Annotated in this window: 10 protein-coding genes, 14 tRNA genes and 2 rRNA genes; 2 read left to right on the forward strand and 24 right to left on the reverse strand. The window is 35.0% G+C overall.

The features are described 5' to 3' along the window. The first annotated feature begins 456 nt into the window (after window positions 1-456). Both D2K62_RS17960 and D2K62_RS17965 read left to right on the forward strand, forming a co-directional pair. On the forward strand, window positions 457-1,107 hold the full coding sequence (locus D2K62_RS17960; protein ID WP_112179981.1) for a YesL family protein: 651 nt from the start codon (window positions 457-459) through the stop codon (window positions 1,105-1,107). A gap of 61 nt (window positions 1,108-1,168) precedes the next feature. Further along, window positions 1,169-3,469, forward strand: a complete 2,301-nt coding sequence (locus tag D2K62_RS17965) for an AraC family transcriptional regulator (RefSeq protein WP_117161848.1) — start codon at window positions 1,169-1,171, stop codon at window positions 3,467-3,469. A gap of 72 nt (window positions 3,470-3,541) precedes the next feature. Here the strand turns inward: D2K62_RS17965 and D2K62_RS17970 are convergent, their stop codons facing one another. The 24 genes from D2K62_RS17970 to D2K62_RS18085 all read right to left on the reverse strand — a co-directional run. After that, on the reverse strand, window positions 3,542-4,546 hold the full coding sequence (locus tag D2K62_RS17970) for an alpha/beta hydrolase family protein (RefSeq protein ID WP_157967367.1): 1,005 nt from the start codon (window positions 4,544-4,546) through the stop codon (window positions 3,542-3,544). A gap of 40 nt (window positions 4,547-4,586) precedes the next feature. Next, window positions 4,587-5,240 carry an urease accessory protein UreH gene (locus D2K62_RS17975; RefSeq protein ID WP_112179978.1) on the reverse strand — a complete coding sequence of 218 codons (654 nt, stop codon included), beginning with the start codon at window positions 5,238-5,240 and terminating at the stop codon, window positions 4,587-4,589. Window positions 5,241-5,269: 29 nt separating this feature from the next. Next, a complete protein-coding gene (larC, locus tag D2K62_RS17980) occupies window positions 5,270-6,070 on the reverse strand; it encodes a nickel pincer cofactor biosynthesis protein LarC (RefSeq protein ID WP_117161849.1) in 801 nt (266 codons plus the stop codon). A gap of 17 nt (window positions 6,071-6,087) precedes the next feature. Continuing rightward, window positions 6,088-7,575, reverse strand: coding sequence for a UxaA family hydrolase (locus D2K62_RS17985; protein WP_112179976.1), 1,488 nt, complete (start codon window positions 7,573-7,575; stop codon window positions 6,088-6,090). Next, complete coding sequence (locus D2K62_RS17990) at window positions 7,568-9,034, reverse strand: tagaturonate reductase (RefSeq protein WP_198663174.1); 1,467 nt, start codon at window positions 9,032-9,034, stop codon at window positions 7,568-7,570. Before D2K62_RS17990 ends, D2K62_RS17985 begins: the two co-directional genes overlap by 8 nt. A 268-nt stretch (window positions 9,035-9,302) precedes the next feature. Further along, window positions 9,303-10,079, reverse strand: a complete 777-nt coding sequence (kduD, locus tag D2K62_RS17995; protein WP_117161850.1) for a 2-dehydro-3-deoxy-D-gluconate 5-dehydrogenase KduD — start codon at window positions 10,077-10,079, stop codon at window positions 9,303-9,305. 54 nt (window positions 10,080-10,133) lie between these two features. Continuing rightward, window positions 10,134-10,964 (reverse strand): 5-dehydro-4-deoxy-D-glucuronate isomerase, encoded by an 831-nt coding sequence (kduI, locus tag D2K62_RS18000; protein ID WP_117161851.1) that lies wholly within the window; start codon window positions 10,962-10,964, stop codon window positions 10,134-10,136. 43 nt (window positions 10,965-11,007) lie between these two features. Then, on the reverse strand, window positions 11,008-11,967 hold the full coding sequence (locus D2K62_RS18005; protein ID WP_112179973.1) for a sugar kinase: 960 nt from the start codon (window positions 11,965-11,967) through the stop codon (window positions 11,008-11,010). A gap of 542 nt (window positions 11,968-12,509) precedes the next feature. Next, window positions 12,510-12,591 (reverse strand) — tRNA-Leu (locus D2K62_RS18010). An 8-nt stretch (window positions 12,592-12,599) separates the two neighbouring features. After that, window positions 12,600-12,673 (reverse strand) — tRNA-Cys (locus D2K62_RS18015). 26 nt (window positions 12,674-12,699) lie between these two features. After that, window positions 12,700-12,771 (reverse strand) — tRNA-Gly (locus D2K62_RS18020). A 7-nt stretch (window positions 12,772-12,778) separates the two neighbouring features. Further along, a tRNA-Gln gene (locus tag D2K62_RS18025) sits at window positions 12,779-12,853 on the reverse strand. 14 nt (window positions 12,854-12,867) lie between these two features. After that, window positions 12,868-12,940: transfer RNA gene (locus tag D2K62_RS18030), tRNA-His, on the reverse strand. Window positions 12,941-12,954: 14 nt separating this feature from the next. Next, window positions 12,955-13,025 (reverse strand) — tRNA-Trp (locus D2K62_RS18035). Between the two features lie 27 nt (window positions 13,026-13,052). Continuing rightward, window positions 13,053-13,138, reverse strand: a tRNA-Tyr gene (locus D2K62_RS18040). Window positions 13,139-13,151: 13 nt separating this feature from the next. Further along, window positions 13,152-13,224 (reverse strand) — tRNA-Phe (locus D2K62_RS18045). A gap of 28 nt (window positions 13,225-13,252) precedes the next feature. Beyond that, window positions 13,253-13,329, reverse strand: a tRNA-Asp gene (locus D2K62_RS18050). Window positions 13,330-13,336: 7 nt separating this feature from the next. Continuing rightward, window positions 13,337-13,413: transfer RNA gene (locus tag D2K62_RS18055), tRNA-Met, on the reverse strand. 46 nt (window positions 13,414-13,459) lie between these two features. After that, window positions 13,460-13,535: transfer RNA gene (locus D2K62_RS18060), tRNA-Val, on the reverse strand. A 2-nt stretch (window positions 13,536-13,537) separates the two neighbouring features. After that, window positions 13,538-13,612: transfer RNA gene (locus tag D2K62_RS18065), tRNA-Glu, on the reverse strand. A 31-nt stretch (window positions 13,613-13,643) separates the two neighbouring features. Then, window positions 13,644-13,735 (reverse strand) — tRNA-Ser (locus D2K62_RS18070). 3 nt (window positions 13,736-13,738) lie between these two features. After that, a tRNA-Asn gene (locus D2K62_RS18075) sits at window positions 13,739-13,813 on the reverse strand. Between the two features lie 13 nt (window positions 13,814-13,826). Next, window positions 13,827-13,942: ribosomal RNA gene (gene rrf, locus D2K62_RS18080) — 5S ribosomal RNA — on the reverse strand. A 150-nt stretch (window positions 13,943-14,092) separates the two neighbouring features. Next, window positions 14,093-14,217 (reverse strand): 23S ribosomal RNA (locus D2K62_RS18085); the annotation flags it as partial.

The following is a 14,217-nucleotide window of genomic DNA, read 5'->3' on the forward strand; positions in this document are numbered from 1 at the left end:
ACATCGAGTAGAAATAATTCATTTGAATGAAGATAGTTGGAGAATGAAGCATAGATCGACTATATTTGGTCAACAAAGTGTTTCAAATTAACAAGCAAAAATTGTGTCATTCTACTTGACGGTCACACATGTCCTAATACCTTCAATAACTGGATAGTTAAATATAGATATCTAACTATCCTAAAATATAATTATAAGTTGCATCCGTAATAATTGTTACAAAATCATCCTTTCGAGAAAACGTTTTAGCAATTCAATAAAATTCACTGCTTCTAAAAATCCAAACATTAAATTGTTATATTGAACAAATATTTTGGATTTATTTTCATAGTAATCATTATATATAATTAAATAGATTAATATCTAATCTAATGATTATTATTACTTTCTTACATTATTATACATTCATGTTATAATAAAATGGAAATTAAATATCTTAATTAATGAGGGATTAATATGGAATTGAAAGGATTATGGGGAGCATTTTATAGAATGAGTGTGATAATAAGTCGTTTGGCTTACCTTAATTTGCTTTGGATAGTTGCGACGATTCTTGGTTTAGTAGTATTCGGAATCATGCCTGCAACCATCAGTATGTTTACTGTTGTTAGGAAATGGATTCTGAAAGAAGATGATATTCCAATATTTCAAACTTTTATTTTTACTTATAAAAAGGAATTCTTAAAAACGAACTGGATCATGGCTATAATTGTTATATTAGGTTCACTTTTATTTATTGACATACGTTTTACAGGTTTTATGAGGGATAGTGGTTATTACAACATATTTTTAGGTATCTTATTTATAGCTAGTTTTCTATATCTCATCCTAGTTGTTTTTATAGCGCCGGTTTATGTACATTATAATTTATCTATTCGAAGATATATTACTTATTCCATCATGATTGGTGCCACTAATATTCTTTATACTATTGCAATTTTAATAGCATTATCAAGCATTTATTACTCATCTATGAAAGTACCTGGTATCACTTTATTTTTTAGTTTTAGTGTAAGCGCTTATATTACTATGTACTTTGCCAATCTATCCTTTAACAATTTAATAAAGAAGCAGCGCTCTCAAATCGATTCAAATATATCTGTGTAAATAAAGTTGTCTTGGAAACTTACTTCAAAATTTATATAAATCATGTTGGGGAGTCGATTTGATGAAAAAAGGAGTTATACAGCATTATTATAAATTAATAATCTTATTCATCATACTGAGCACAGTTCCTGTCATTATTACAGGTTCACTTTCTTTTTGGAAATCAGCTGAAGCCATTCAAGAGTATTCCACACAGGAGAAAGTACAAAATGTTTATCAAATCCAAACAAATGTAGAGCAAGTTCTAAAAAATATTGATCACTCGGTCACTTATTTCGTTAGAACTTCACAAACCCAACAATTTATTAGAGAAGAAATGTCTGCTGAGGTATTCTATAATTATCAAACAATCAAAAGTGACCTGAATCATATACAAACATTAGATACAGGTATTGAAGATATCGTTTTAGTTAGTTTTGAGAACAACTGGTTAATAAACAATAATGGTCTTTCCTTTATTAGTAAAGAAGAGAACGATGCTATGTATATAAAATATATGTCATTACCTGATAAATCTTCCTGGTTGCTTGAAGAGTTTGATTCGATTGTCGTTAAAAATAATGTCCAGAATAGTTGTTCTCACTATATAAATCTAGTGAAAAAACTACCTTTACTACAGTCTAATAAAACTGGAATGGTCGTTGTCTTTATTCCAAGTTGTTCCTTAACCAATATTATGGCAGAAAAAATCGATTCAGAATCCTTTGTAATAGTTGATGATTCAAACAAAATAATCGCTCACAGTAATCCTGGATATATTGGAAATAACTTTGAAATTCCTGAAACTATTATTTCTAAAATAAATAATTCATCTGAGGATGGTCAATTTAATAATGAAATTGATGATATCGATTATAAAGTCACCTATCGAACTTCAGAGTATAACGACTGGACCTACTTATCCTTTGTGAAAATTAGTGACTTAAACAGTAAATTAAGCTCGATTCGATGGTTAACAATAGTCATATGTTCCATTCTTCTTTGTCTTACTCTGACATTTTCTATATTGGGGAGTAGAAACATTTATAAACCAATCCGTCACATCCAAGAACTTGTTCGAAATTCCAATCCTGATAAAAGCGACATGAAGAAAACAAAACATAATGAATTTGAATTAATTGAATCACATATTAACCAGTTGTTAAGTAAAAATAATGACTTGGAAAACAAAATGCAAAGACAGGTAAATCAATTAAAACAATTATTCATTATACGATTGTTGCAAGGTAAAGTAGGTAATCATGAAATTCCAATTAAACTGACATCATTTAATTACAAACAATCTTGGAAGCAACTAAGCGTTTTCGCGTTACAAATTGATACTTTTGAGAATAGTACTTTTAATAAAAGTGATACAGACCTTTTGTTGTTTGCAATTAATAACGTCCTTGAAGATTTGATTGATTCAGAAAGCCGCTTAACGCCTGTTGTTATTAATCAGACACAAGCGACAGTTCTAGTTACTGATTTTGAAAAAGAAAATGAACATACATTTTATATTAACCAGCAAGCTGCTTTGGTCCAAAAAGAAATTAAAAATATTTTTCATTTATCTATTAGTATCGGAATCAGTCGCCCTTTTTCAGACTTAATACAAGCAAAATTAGCCTTCAATGAAAGCCAGGAAGCTCTTAAATATCGTATAAAACACGGGAAAGAGTCAATAATTTTTTATGATAACTTAAACAGAAACTATCAATTTTTTATTGACTATCCTTCTAACATTAAGTACAAACTATTTGATGCTATTAAGCTAGCAGATAAAACAAAAGCAAATACTGAGCTAAATAACTTTTTTGCATATATTTCAAATGGTGACATGCACCATAATTATTATAATGTTATTCTCACACGGTTTTTATATGACTTAATGGAGTTAAAGCAATTATTAGGTATAGAAATAGTTGAATTGGACAATCGTCCTTTCTTAATGGAAATTTACGATTTAAAAACATTACAAACTATTCAAGATTGGTTTAAAGAACAACTCGTACATCCCATAATTGAAAAAGTAGACAAACGTACTAAAACTGATAATAAGTCATTATCAGATAAAATAATTCACATCATTCAAGACAGTTATGACAAAGATATTTCACTGGATTCAATTGCAGCACAACTTCACTATAACCCTAATTATTTGAGTAATATTTTCCTAAAAGAAACTAAGCGTTCTTTTAGTGAATACCTTTTAATGTATCGTCTGAACAAAGCAAAGGAATGGCTTGTCGAGACCAATTTATCTGTAAAAGAAATTGCTGCTAACTTGCAATATAATAATTCTCAAAACTTCATTCGTTCCTTTAGAAAAATAGAAGGCATTACACCAGGAAAGTACAGAACGGATCATAAGCACAAATAAAAGCTATTTCTATGCTAATCGATTAGCATAGAAACAGCTTTTTGTTTAGTATATTAAAATACCTTGCAAGCCTTATCCAGTAGTTAACTGTTCTATTAGCCATTGATAGGATAGTTCCCCACTAATTTCATGGCCACCTTCAAATAGATGACTTGTTAAATTATTATCAGCTTGTTGCAGGTGATAGATTTTTTTTAGTTTTTCCATTGCAGTCTTAACTGTTTCAATTGGGAATAAATGATCCGCTTTACCAGCTTCAATGAATAGCGGTCTTGGTGCAATTAAACCTATTAAATTCGGCAATTCGCCACATGATAAAATGTTTGGAATATAATTGTCGAGACAATGCCTTCTAGCCATGATCCCATTTTTGAATGTATTTGTATAACCACTAATTACGGTCGCCTGAATTCTTTGATCAAGAATTGAGGTAAATCCAGCAACAAGTCCTCCACCTGATAAACCCATGATCCCTATCCTATTTGTATCAATCACATCTTGACTTTCCATATAGTCTAGTAACCTTCTACATTCAGCAACACGTAGTCCGGCTAATGTTTTACCGTAAAGTAATAACTGGCTAGCAATTCGATAACATGAATTATCTGCACTTTCATCTTCCTCAAGCCTTCGATCACCAAATCCTACTAATTCTGGAACAATTACCACCACACCTTTTTTCACTAATTCCACTGCGAAATGTTTATATATGCCTCGCTCTTCTGATTCATTTCCATCTCGATCTAGACCAATTATTTCTTTGCTACCATAACCGTGACCATGTACAGCCATAACTGCTGGAATTTTTTTACCCCCATTTATTTGTGGTAATAATAAATAAAAACACATATGCAGTGAACCAATAGTCTTAATTTGTAGTCGCATTCTTGTGTAACTATCCATTTCTATTTTTTCGAGTAAAATGGTTTGAACATCCTTAGAAACGTAATCAAAATGTCCTAAGGATCGTGAAACATCTTTACACAACTGATCTTTCAAAACTGGATCGTATTTAACAGGTTTGCTTTGAGAAACTTCCTTGTATAAGTTATCTAAGTATTCTTCAATTATTCCCATTATGACCCTCCTTATTTGAATGGAAGCTATTATAAAAAAGTTACAGCGCTTGCATCCAAATAGTAAATAAACCATCTTTGACACCTAAATTATATATATAATAGATTCCAAACAATACGCTTATTCCCCCAGTTAATTGTGTAAGAACTTTATTTAGATATTGTTTGTTTTTACTTACGACAAATGGTATCCCTATCAAAGTTGTAAATAAAAGCATACCAATCACCGTACCCACTCCAAAAATAATAATATATCCACTTGCTAACCAGACATTATCTACCGTACTCATTGTTAATAAAATCATCGCACCACTTCCAGCAAGTCCATGTACTAATCCAATTAACATAGATTTACGAAAAGAGTTCTTATCGCTCTTTTGTACGTGATGACTATGATATCTATAGGAAATAACAGTTGTAAAACCTAGATATACAAGCATTAGGCCCACTAATAACTCTAGAGACATCATCCACGGTGTGGATATTTCACCTTTCATTAATATAAAAATCAGACCTACTATAAATAACGTTGCAGTATGACCTATACCCCAAAAAACACCCGCTAATGACGAACGCAATACTTTTTTACTACGACTGGCTATCGTTGATACAGCAATAACGTGATCTGGTTCTATTGCATGTTTTATTCCTAAAATAAACCCAAGCGACATAACTGAGAAAATCCCTAATTCCATGTTTACCCCTCCGTTTGACTAGTTCAATTCTATTCTTTATCTCCTATTACTACTCGTAATACATTTGGATGATTAGTAAAAATTTTCGTGCCCGCGCCATAACCGATCTCATTAACTTTCATCTCAGGGAAGGTTCCAAAATCACTACTAAGTACAGAAACAATAGCTGCCCCTGTAGGTGTTGTTAATTCTGCATGGACATTACTAGTTGCAATTGGAACACCTCTTAACATTTCTAAGGTTGCTGGTGCAGGCACTGGATATATCCCATGATCAATGTGAATGTGCCCTGAGCCAACTGGAACAGATGAAGCTATTATCCTTTCAATCTTTAATTGATCTATCAATATTGCTGTGCCAACTATATCGATAATCGAATCGACCGCACCGACTTCATGAAAATGAACTTCCTCTAACGACACACCATGGATGGAAGCTTCTGCTTCTCCTATTTTCTTGAAAATGGCTAGTGCATATTCTTTTGCGCGATCAACCAAACTCGCATTATTAATCATCTTAACAATTTCCCTATACGTACGTTGGTGATGATCGTGATTATGGGAATGAGCATGATCATGCGCATGCTCTTCTGTATGTGTGTGCACATGGTTATCACTATTATTTTTCTCATTCAGTAAAATTACATCAAATTTGCTACTGGTAATCCCATTCCGAATAACTTTCTCACATTTTAATTCGTATTCACTAGTTATGTTTAACTTATTTAATTCTCTTTCTAACAAATCCAAACTTGCCCCCGCATCAAGTAGTGCCGCTATAGTCATGTCACCACTTATACCTGAAAAACAATCCAAATAAAGTACTCTCATTTCCCATCCTCCAATTGTTAAAGTGTCACCCCTGTTTTGAAAATTGCTAGTTCTCGGTAACCATTCACTTCATTATTTGATTCCTTACCACTCGCTACTTCGATTACATAATTGACAAAGTCATTTAATACTACTTCATTTGGAGAATCTAGTAATATTCCAGCATTAAAATCAATCCAATGTGGTTTTCTTTCGAATAATGATGTATTGGACGAGACTTTTAATGTTGGTACAAAAGTTCCAAATGGCGTGCCTCTTCCAGTTGTAAACAAAACAAGGTGACATCCTGCTGAAGCAAGTGCTGAAGCTGCAACCAAATCATTACCAGGTGCACTTAGCAAGTTTAAGCCATGCTCTTTAAGACGCTCTCCATATTTCAATACGCCTTTGACAACCGATATTCCTGCTTTTTGTGTACAACCTAGTGATTTATCCTCTAATGTCGTTATTCCACCTGCTTTATTTCCTGGAGAAGGATTTTCATAAACCGGTTGTTCATTTTTGATGAAATATTGCTTAAAATCATTAATCATAGAAACTGTATCTTGAAAAATTTGTTCGTCTATACAGCGCTCCATTAAAATCGTTTCAGCACCAAACATTTCCGGGACTTCTGTTAATACTGTCGTCCCACCTTGTGCAACCAAATAGTCTGAAAAATTTCCAACTAATGGATTGGCTGTAATACCAGATAAACCATCTGATCCGCCACATTTTAGACCTACACGTAATTCTGATAATGGAATCGATTCACGTTTATCTTGTTTTGCCTCTTGGTAAATCTCTTTTAGTACCTTGACACCTTCTTCTATTTCATCCGATACAAGCTGTGAAACAAGAAAACGAATACGACTCTGATCATAGTTGCCTAGTCCTTGTTCAAATTCTTCTACAACATTATTCTCACATCCAAGGCCTAGAACAAGGACACCACCAGCATTTGGATGTAGAACAATATCAGACAAAATTTTTCTAGTATTTTGATGATCATCTCCTAGTTGTGAGCATCCATATTGATGTGACATCACCAATACTTGATCAAAAGGAGTAATATCTCCTACATCAGCTTTAAATTTATCCAGTATTCTATCTGCGACACCATTTACACATCCTACAGTCGGAACAATCCATAACTCATTACGAATACCAACATTACCATCTTGCCTTCGATATCCTTGAAAAAAATGATTCTCATTTGAATAAAGGTTCTTTGTCAATTTTGGTAGATACGTATAATCCTCAATTCCAGTTAGGTTTGTTTTCATATTTTTTGTGTGTACATGCGTGCCTTCTTCAATTGCTTCTTTTGCATGTCCTATCGGATAGCCGTATTTGATAATATCTTTATTTTTATCAATAGGTAAAATTGCAACCTTATGTCCTTGTGGCACATCCTCTCTAAGTGTGACTAATACATTATCAACCGTTAGTGTAGTACCCGATTTTAAATCACACAGTGCTACTACTACATTATCATCTTCCTGTAATTGAATGAATTTATGCATGTGCCTCAGCCTCCATTAGTTCTAACAATGCCTTCCTTACACCTTGTCTATCCATTGTATAAAGATTAGTGGCTATTAATTCACTTAGACCAACACATTTGTTAAGATCCCTTCCCCACCAGTCTTGTTTTGCTAGTATATTACGGACAATATCCACCATCTTGTCACTTGACCCATCATAACTATTCCATTGTGTTCTAAAATATGCTACTATTTCAGGATCATCTTTTAGATCAATAGATTCCGTTCCTCTTTTCCCTCGGTAAAAATAAAATAGTGCTGCAAATGCAAAAGTTAACTTTTTCGGAACTTCATTTTTCAAGGTAATGTAATCTAATAAAGTAGGTAGATCTCGCGCCTTAAACTTTGCAACAGAGTTCAAAGAGATACTTATCAAATAGTGTTCAATAAAGGGGTTTCGAAAACGATCAAGTACATTCTCGGTAAACGTGTGTAGCTCACTTTCAGGAAAATTAATTGTTGGCAAAATTTCCTGATAGAGAAGTGATTCGATATATTTACCGATGAGTTTGTCTTCTACTGCATTTTGTACGGTATCAACACCAGATAGATAAGCAACAGGCGTCATTGCTGTATGGGCACCGTTTAGTATTTTCACCTTACGCGTTCGATAAGGATCTAAATCACTAACAAAAATAGTATTTAATCCTATCTTGTCTGCTGGAAAGCTCTCCTTCAAAGACTCCGCCCCTTCAATTATCCATTGATGATAGTGCTCACCTACAACCATTAATTCATCTCGATATCCTAATTCGTTTTCTATTTTAGTTGAACTATCTTTAGGGAAACCAGGTACAATCCTATCTACAAGGCTACAACAAAACCTATTTGCACTATCCAACCATTTTGTAAACGCTTTCGAAAGTTTCCACAATGAGGCATACTGTAAAACATATTTTTTTAAGTAGTCTGCATTACGATCAATAAGTTCACAGGGTATGATAGTCAATCCTTTATTTATATCACCATTAAAGTGTAAAAACCGGCGGTAAAGAAATGCGGTTAGCTTTGCAGGAAAAGTCTTTTGTAATGGGTCATCTAATTGATCATCCTCATTAAAAACAATTCCAGCTTCCGTTGTATTAGAGAAAATGAATTGCAAATCTTCCAGTTCCGCTAATGCACGATAACCTTCAAGATCCTGATATGGATTAACGCCACGACTAATTGATTGAATTACCCGCTTTTCTCTAACAATAGAACCATCCTTAACACCTTCCAAAATTACCGTGTACAACCCATCTTGCTCATTTAATTTATCAACCATTCCATTCTCGATAGGCTGTACAATAACAACACTTCCATTAAACACACCAGCTTCATTCATGATATCGATTTGCCAATCAACAAAAGCACGCATAAAATTCCCTTCTCCAAATTGTAAAACACGCTCTGGATAAAGTTTTTTCTCGAAAACCTCTTTTGATATTTTTATCACTATTATCCCTCCAAACTTATTCTTGTCAAAAATAACAACGTTGTTATTTTTAGTTTACCATCACTTATATATTTGGTCTACAGATATATGGAAAACTTTGCAAAGATGACACAATTATAAATTTTTAGGAGAAAGGAGCAATATAATATGAAACGCTATAAAAAAATGAACGATTAATAAGGTTATTTTAACGCTCACTAATCGTTCACCTATAATACTCATTTTATACACCAATAGTGCACTACATCTCTAATTATATATAATTAGTTTAACGAGCTAACCATCCACCGTCAATAGCAAGGATATGCCCATTCATGTAATCAGAAGCCTGACTAGCCAAGAATACAACAACACCCATTAAATCAGCTGGTTGAGCCCAACGTCCTGCTGGGATACGCGCTAGAATTTCTGCGTTGCGTTTTTCATCTGCTCGAATAGGAGCTGTATTATTAGTCGCTACGTATCCAGGCGCTATTGCGTTTATTTGAATATTTTTTTCACCCAACTCATTTGCAAATGCCTTTGTAATACCTGCTACTGCATGCTTACTTGCTGTATATGATGGAACAAATTTACCACCTTGAAAGGAAAGCATAGAAGCTATATTTATAATTTTACCATTACCCTGCTTCGCCATTACCTTTGCTACCTCTTGGCTTAAGAAATAAACGGAATTCAAATTAATTTCCATCACGGCATCCCAATCTTCAGACTTATATTCGAGTAATGGAGAACGACGAATTGTTCCTGCATTATTGACTAAAATATCAACCTTACCAAAGGTATTTACACATGTATCGACAACTTGTTTAATACTATCTCTGTTTGAAAGGTCTGCTTGATAAAAAGTAACCTTTTGTCCAGTTTCTTCAATAAGCTCTTTCGTTTCATCCCAATCAGTACCATATGTTACCACAAATAAATCTGCGCCTGCCTTAGCAAGAGCAACTGCATAACCTTGCCCTAGTCCTGTATTTCCTCCTGTAACAATTGCAACTTTACCTGTTAATGAAAAAAAATCTAATGAAAAATTTTCTAAAGTCATGGTCCAAACCCCATTCTTTTTATTTTCTAGTTATATTACTATTCATCTACTAGACTATCTTAATTTATCCATCTGTACATGATCCATATCAGTGAACTGTTTATTCTCCCCAGCCATAGCCCATACAAACGTATAATTACTTGTAGCAGCTCCACAATGGATAGACCAAGGAGGTGAAATTACCGCTTGCTCATTTTTCATTATAAGATGCCTCGTATCGCTCGGTTGCCCCATTAAATGAACCATTCTAGCATTTTCGTCTAAATCGATGTATAAGTATGCTTCCATTCTGCGGTCATGTGTGTGCGTTGGCATAGAGTTCCATACACTTCCTGATTTTAATTGCGTCATTCCCATAACAATTTGGCAGCTTTGTATGCCATCATCATGGATCATACGGCGAAGAACACGTTCATTTGCACTCTCATTTGTTCCTAATTGATCACCGTCAATACTATTAAAAGAAACCTTTTGAATCGGATATTCCTTATGAGCGGGTGCAGAAAACAAGTAAAACTTTGCTGGTTCACTCGCTACAGTGCTAGAGAATAAAACTTCTTTATTTCCTTTTCCAACATACAAACAGTCTTTATTATCCATCAGAAATTCTTGACCATCAATTAAAACTTTGCCTGAATTACCTACATTAATAATCCCTAATTCCCTTCGCTCTAGAAAGTAATTGGCCTTTATTTCCTCATCTGTTTCTAAAGAGATCGCTTCCTCAGTAGGTGTTACACCACCTATAACTGTTCTATCTTCCATCGAATAGACCATTTTAGTTTGCCCAAGCACAAATAGTTCCTCAATCAAATAATGCTGACGTAATTCTTCTGTACCAAATGTTTTTGCGTGTTCTGGATGTGTTGCATATCTTTTTTCCATTTTTAAAGCCTCCTATAGATTATGAAAATAGTTGTATTTAACTTTAAATTTTTTGATGCTTTGATGTATTTAAAAATTTTTCTAACATAACTCGAGTTGGCAATCCTTCGTTATCACTTGATGAAAGTAGTTGAATAGCACCAATTGCATTTCCGCGAATAACAGATTCCTCAATCGATAATCCCTCAGCTAACCCACTGACTACACCTACTGCAAATCCATCTCCAGCCCCAACAGTATCCACAATTTTATCAACCTTAAAGCCTTCAATATATTTACCTTCTCTATCATGTCCTTTTACATATGCACCTTCTTCACCAAGCTTGATAACAACATACTTTGCATTCCTTTCTAAATAAAAGTTTGCAATATCTTCTGGTTCTTTATATCCAGTAAGAATTTCCCCTTCAGAAATACCTGGAAGAACGATATCACATTTTGCTGCCAATTCATTTATATTTATAATCATATCTTTCTTACTACTCCACAAATTAGGACGAAGATTAGGATCAAAGGTTATACATGCCCCGTTTCTTCTTCCTTCCTCAGCAAAATAATGAGAAACAGCTTTTGTTTCAGAAGACAAAGCTAAGAATATGCCACTTAGATGAACAAAATCAAAAATAGAAAAATCCACTTCCTGTATGGTAGCTAAACTAACTTTACTAGCCGCACTATTCTTTCGAAAACTTGCTACATTCGGATCCCCTTCGATAGATTTTTCCTTTAATTGTAATCCAGTCAAATCCTTTTTACTTTGATAGACAAAATCATTATGGATTCTTTCCTTTTTTATAAAATTTATGATTGATTCTCCAAGTGGATCATTGCCAACTTTGGTCGTATAATATACTTCGTGATTCAATCTAGCTAAGCCAACACTAACATTTAATTCGGCACCTGCTATTGATCGAGTGAATGTCTTTACATCTTCAAGCCGTCCTACTTCACCAGCTACAAATAAGCCCATAGCCTCACCAATTGTAACTATCCTTTTACTCATAAAACATCTTCCTCACTAATAGTAGTAGCCTCTTTAGAAGCCCTTTTTTTGCAAATGTATGCAAAAAATATAGAACTAACTATCTATGTTCTCATGATTATATTTGGTAAGTACATTTTTTATACATTGAATAATAAAATAAATATTCAATATAAAAGATTTAATTTACGTTCCGTATAATGGAACTCTGTTCTATAATATAAATTATATACCGCTTTCATAATTAATGTCAATGAAAAAAGAGAAATTAATTAAATTACATTTGCCAGCGTATGAATAGCATTTTTTGATAGATTAAAAAATATTTATTAAATATAAAATTAGATTTTTGTTAAATAAAAATAAAAAAAACGTCTCTCACAATCTGAGAAACGTTAATATTTCTTGCTTAAATGATATGTTTATAATAGCTATGGTATAGGTTCGACTCACATTCTAGAAGGAACATTTTTCAAAATAAAAAGCGTTTCCCAAAATGTAGGAAACACTTGATATTACAAAATATTAACAGTTAATTGACATACCTGAACAAAAAACTTAAATACCGGTGGCCGGGGTCGAACCGGCACTCCCGAAGGAACATGATTTTGAGTCATGCGCGTCTGCCAATTCCGCCACACCGGCATGTTATTTGGAGGCGGTAACCGGATTTGAACCGGTGATAAAGGTTTTGCAGACCTCTGCCTTACCACTTGGCTATACCGCCATTATAATAAAACTATATGAAAAGAGAGCGGAAGACGGGATTCGAACCCGCGACCCCCACCTTGGCAAGGTGATGTTCTACCACTGAACTACTTCCGCAAGATGATGGCTGGGCTAGCTGGATTCGAACCAGCGCATGACGATACCAAAAACCGTTGCCTTACCGCTTGGCTATAGCCCAATGTAAAAAAATAGGGCGACCGGTGGGAATTGAACCCACGTATGCCGGAATCACAATCCGGTGCGTTTACCCCTTCGCCACGACCGCCACAATAAAAAAAGCAGGGGTAGTAGGAATTGAACCCACACCGGAGGTTTTGGAGACCTCTGTTCTACCTTTAAACTATACCCCTATATTCTTATATAAATATATTCAAAAATGGTGGAGGGAGTAGGACTCGAACCTACGAACCCGATGGGAGCGGATTTACAGTCCGCCGCGTTTGGCCAACTTCGCTATCCCTCCAAATAAAAAAAGGTGGCTCGGGACGGAATCGAACCGCCGACACACGGATTTTCAGTCCGTTGCTCTACCGACTGAGCTACCGAGCCAAGTAAAATAATTGTAGTTTTATAAAAATGGCGGTCCGGACGGGACTCGAACCCGCGACCTCCTGCGTGACAGGCAGGCATTCTAACCAACTGAACTACCGGACCAATAATTTGGTTGCGGGGGCAAGATTTGAACTTGCGACCTTCGGGTTATGAGCCCGACGAGCTACCAGACTGCTCCACCCCGCGATAATGTAGAATTAAATAATTCTACTATAAAATTACTTGTTTAAAATGGTGGAGGATGCAGGGCTCGAACCTGCGACCCCCTGCTTGTAAGGCAGGTGCTCTCCCAGCTGAGCTAATCCTCCATTGGTGACCCGTACGGGAATCGAACCCGTGATACCGCCGTGAAAGGGCGGTGTCTTAACCGCTTGACCAACGGGCCTAAATTAATTATACAATGAGTTGTATGTAAGTGGCGGAGAGCGAGGGATTCGAACCCTCGAAACCGCGTTAGCGGTTTACACGATTTCCAATCGTGCTCCTTCGGCCACTCGGACAGCTCTCCATATGGCTCCACAGGTAGGACTCGAACCTACGACCGATCGGTTAACAGCCGATTGCTCTACCACTGAGCTACTGTGGAATAATGGATATATGCCTGGCGACGTCCTACTCTTGCAGGGGCAAAGCCCCAACTACCATGAGCGCTGAAGAGCTTAACTACTGTGTTCGGCATGGGAACAGGTGTGACCTCTTCGCTATTGTCACCAGATCATTTAGAGTATACATCCAAGTGTATTTTGAATTTTAATGACAACAAGTATTATACCTGTTTTTCATAAAAAATCAAGAGTTTAAAAGAATAAAATTAATTATACCTTCAAAACTAGATAAGAATTACAACAAGACACCATATAGTATTATAGTTAAGTCCTCGATCTATTAGTATTCGTCAGCTACACGTGTCACCACGCTTCCACCTCGAACCTATCAACCTCATCGTCTCTGAGGGATCTTACTCTAAAAAGATGAGAAGTCTCATCTTGA

Origin of the sequence: Paraliobacillus sp. X-1268, from assembly GCF_003426095.1 — a bacterium.
Taxonomy (GTDB): Bacteria; Bacillota; Bacilli; order Bacillales; family Amphibacillaceae; genus Paraliobacillus_A; species Paraliobacillus_A zengyii.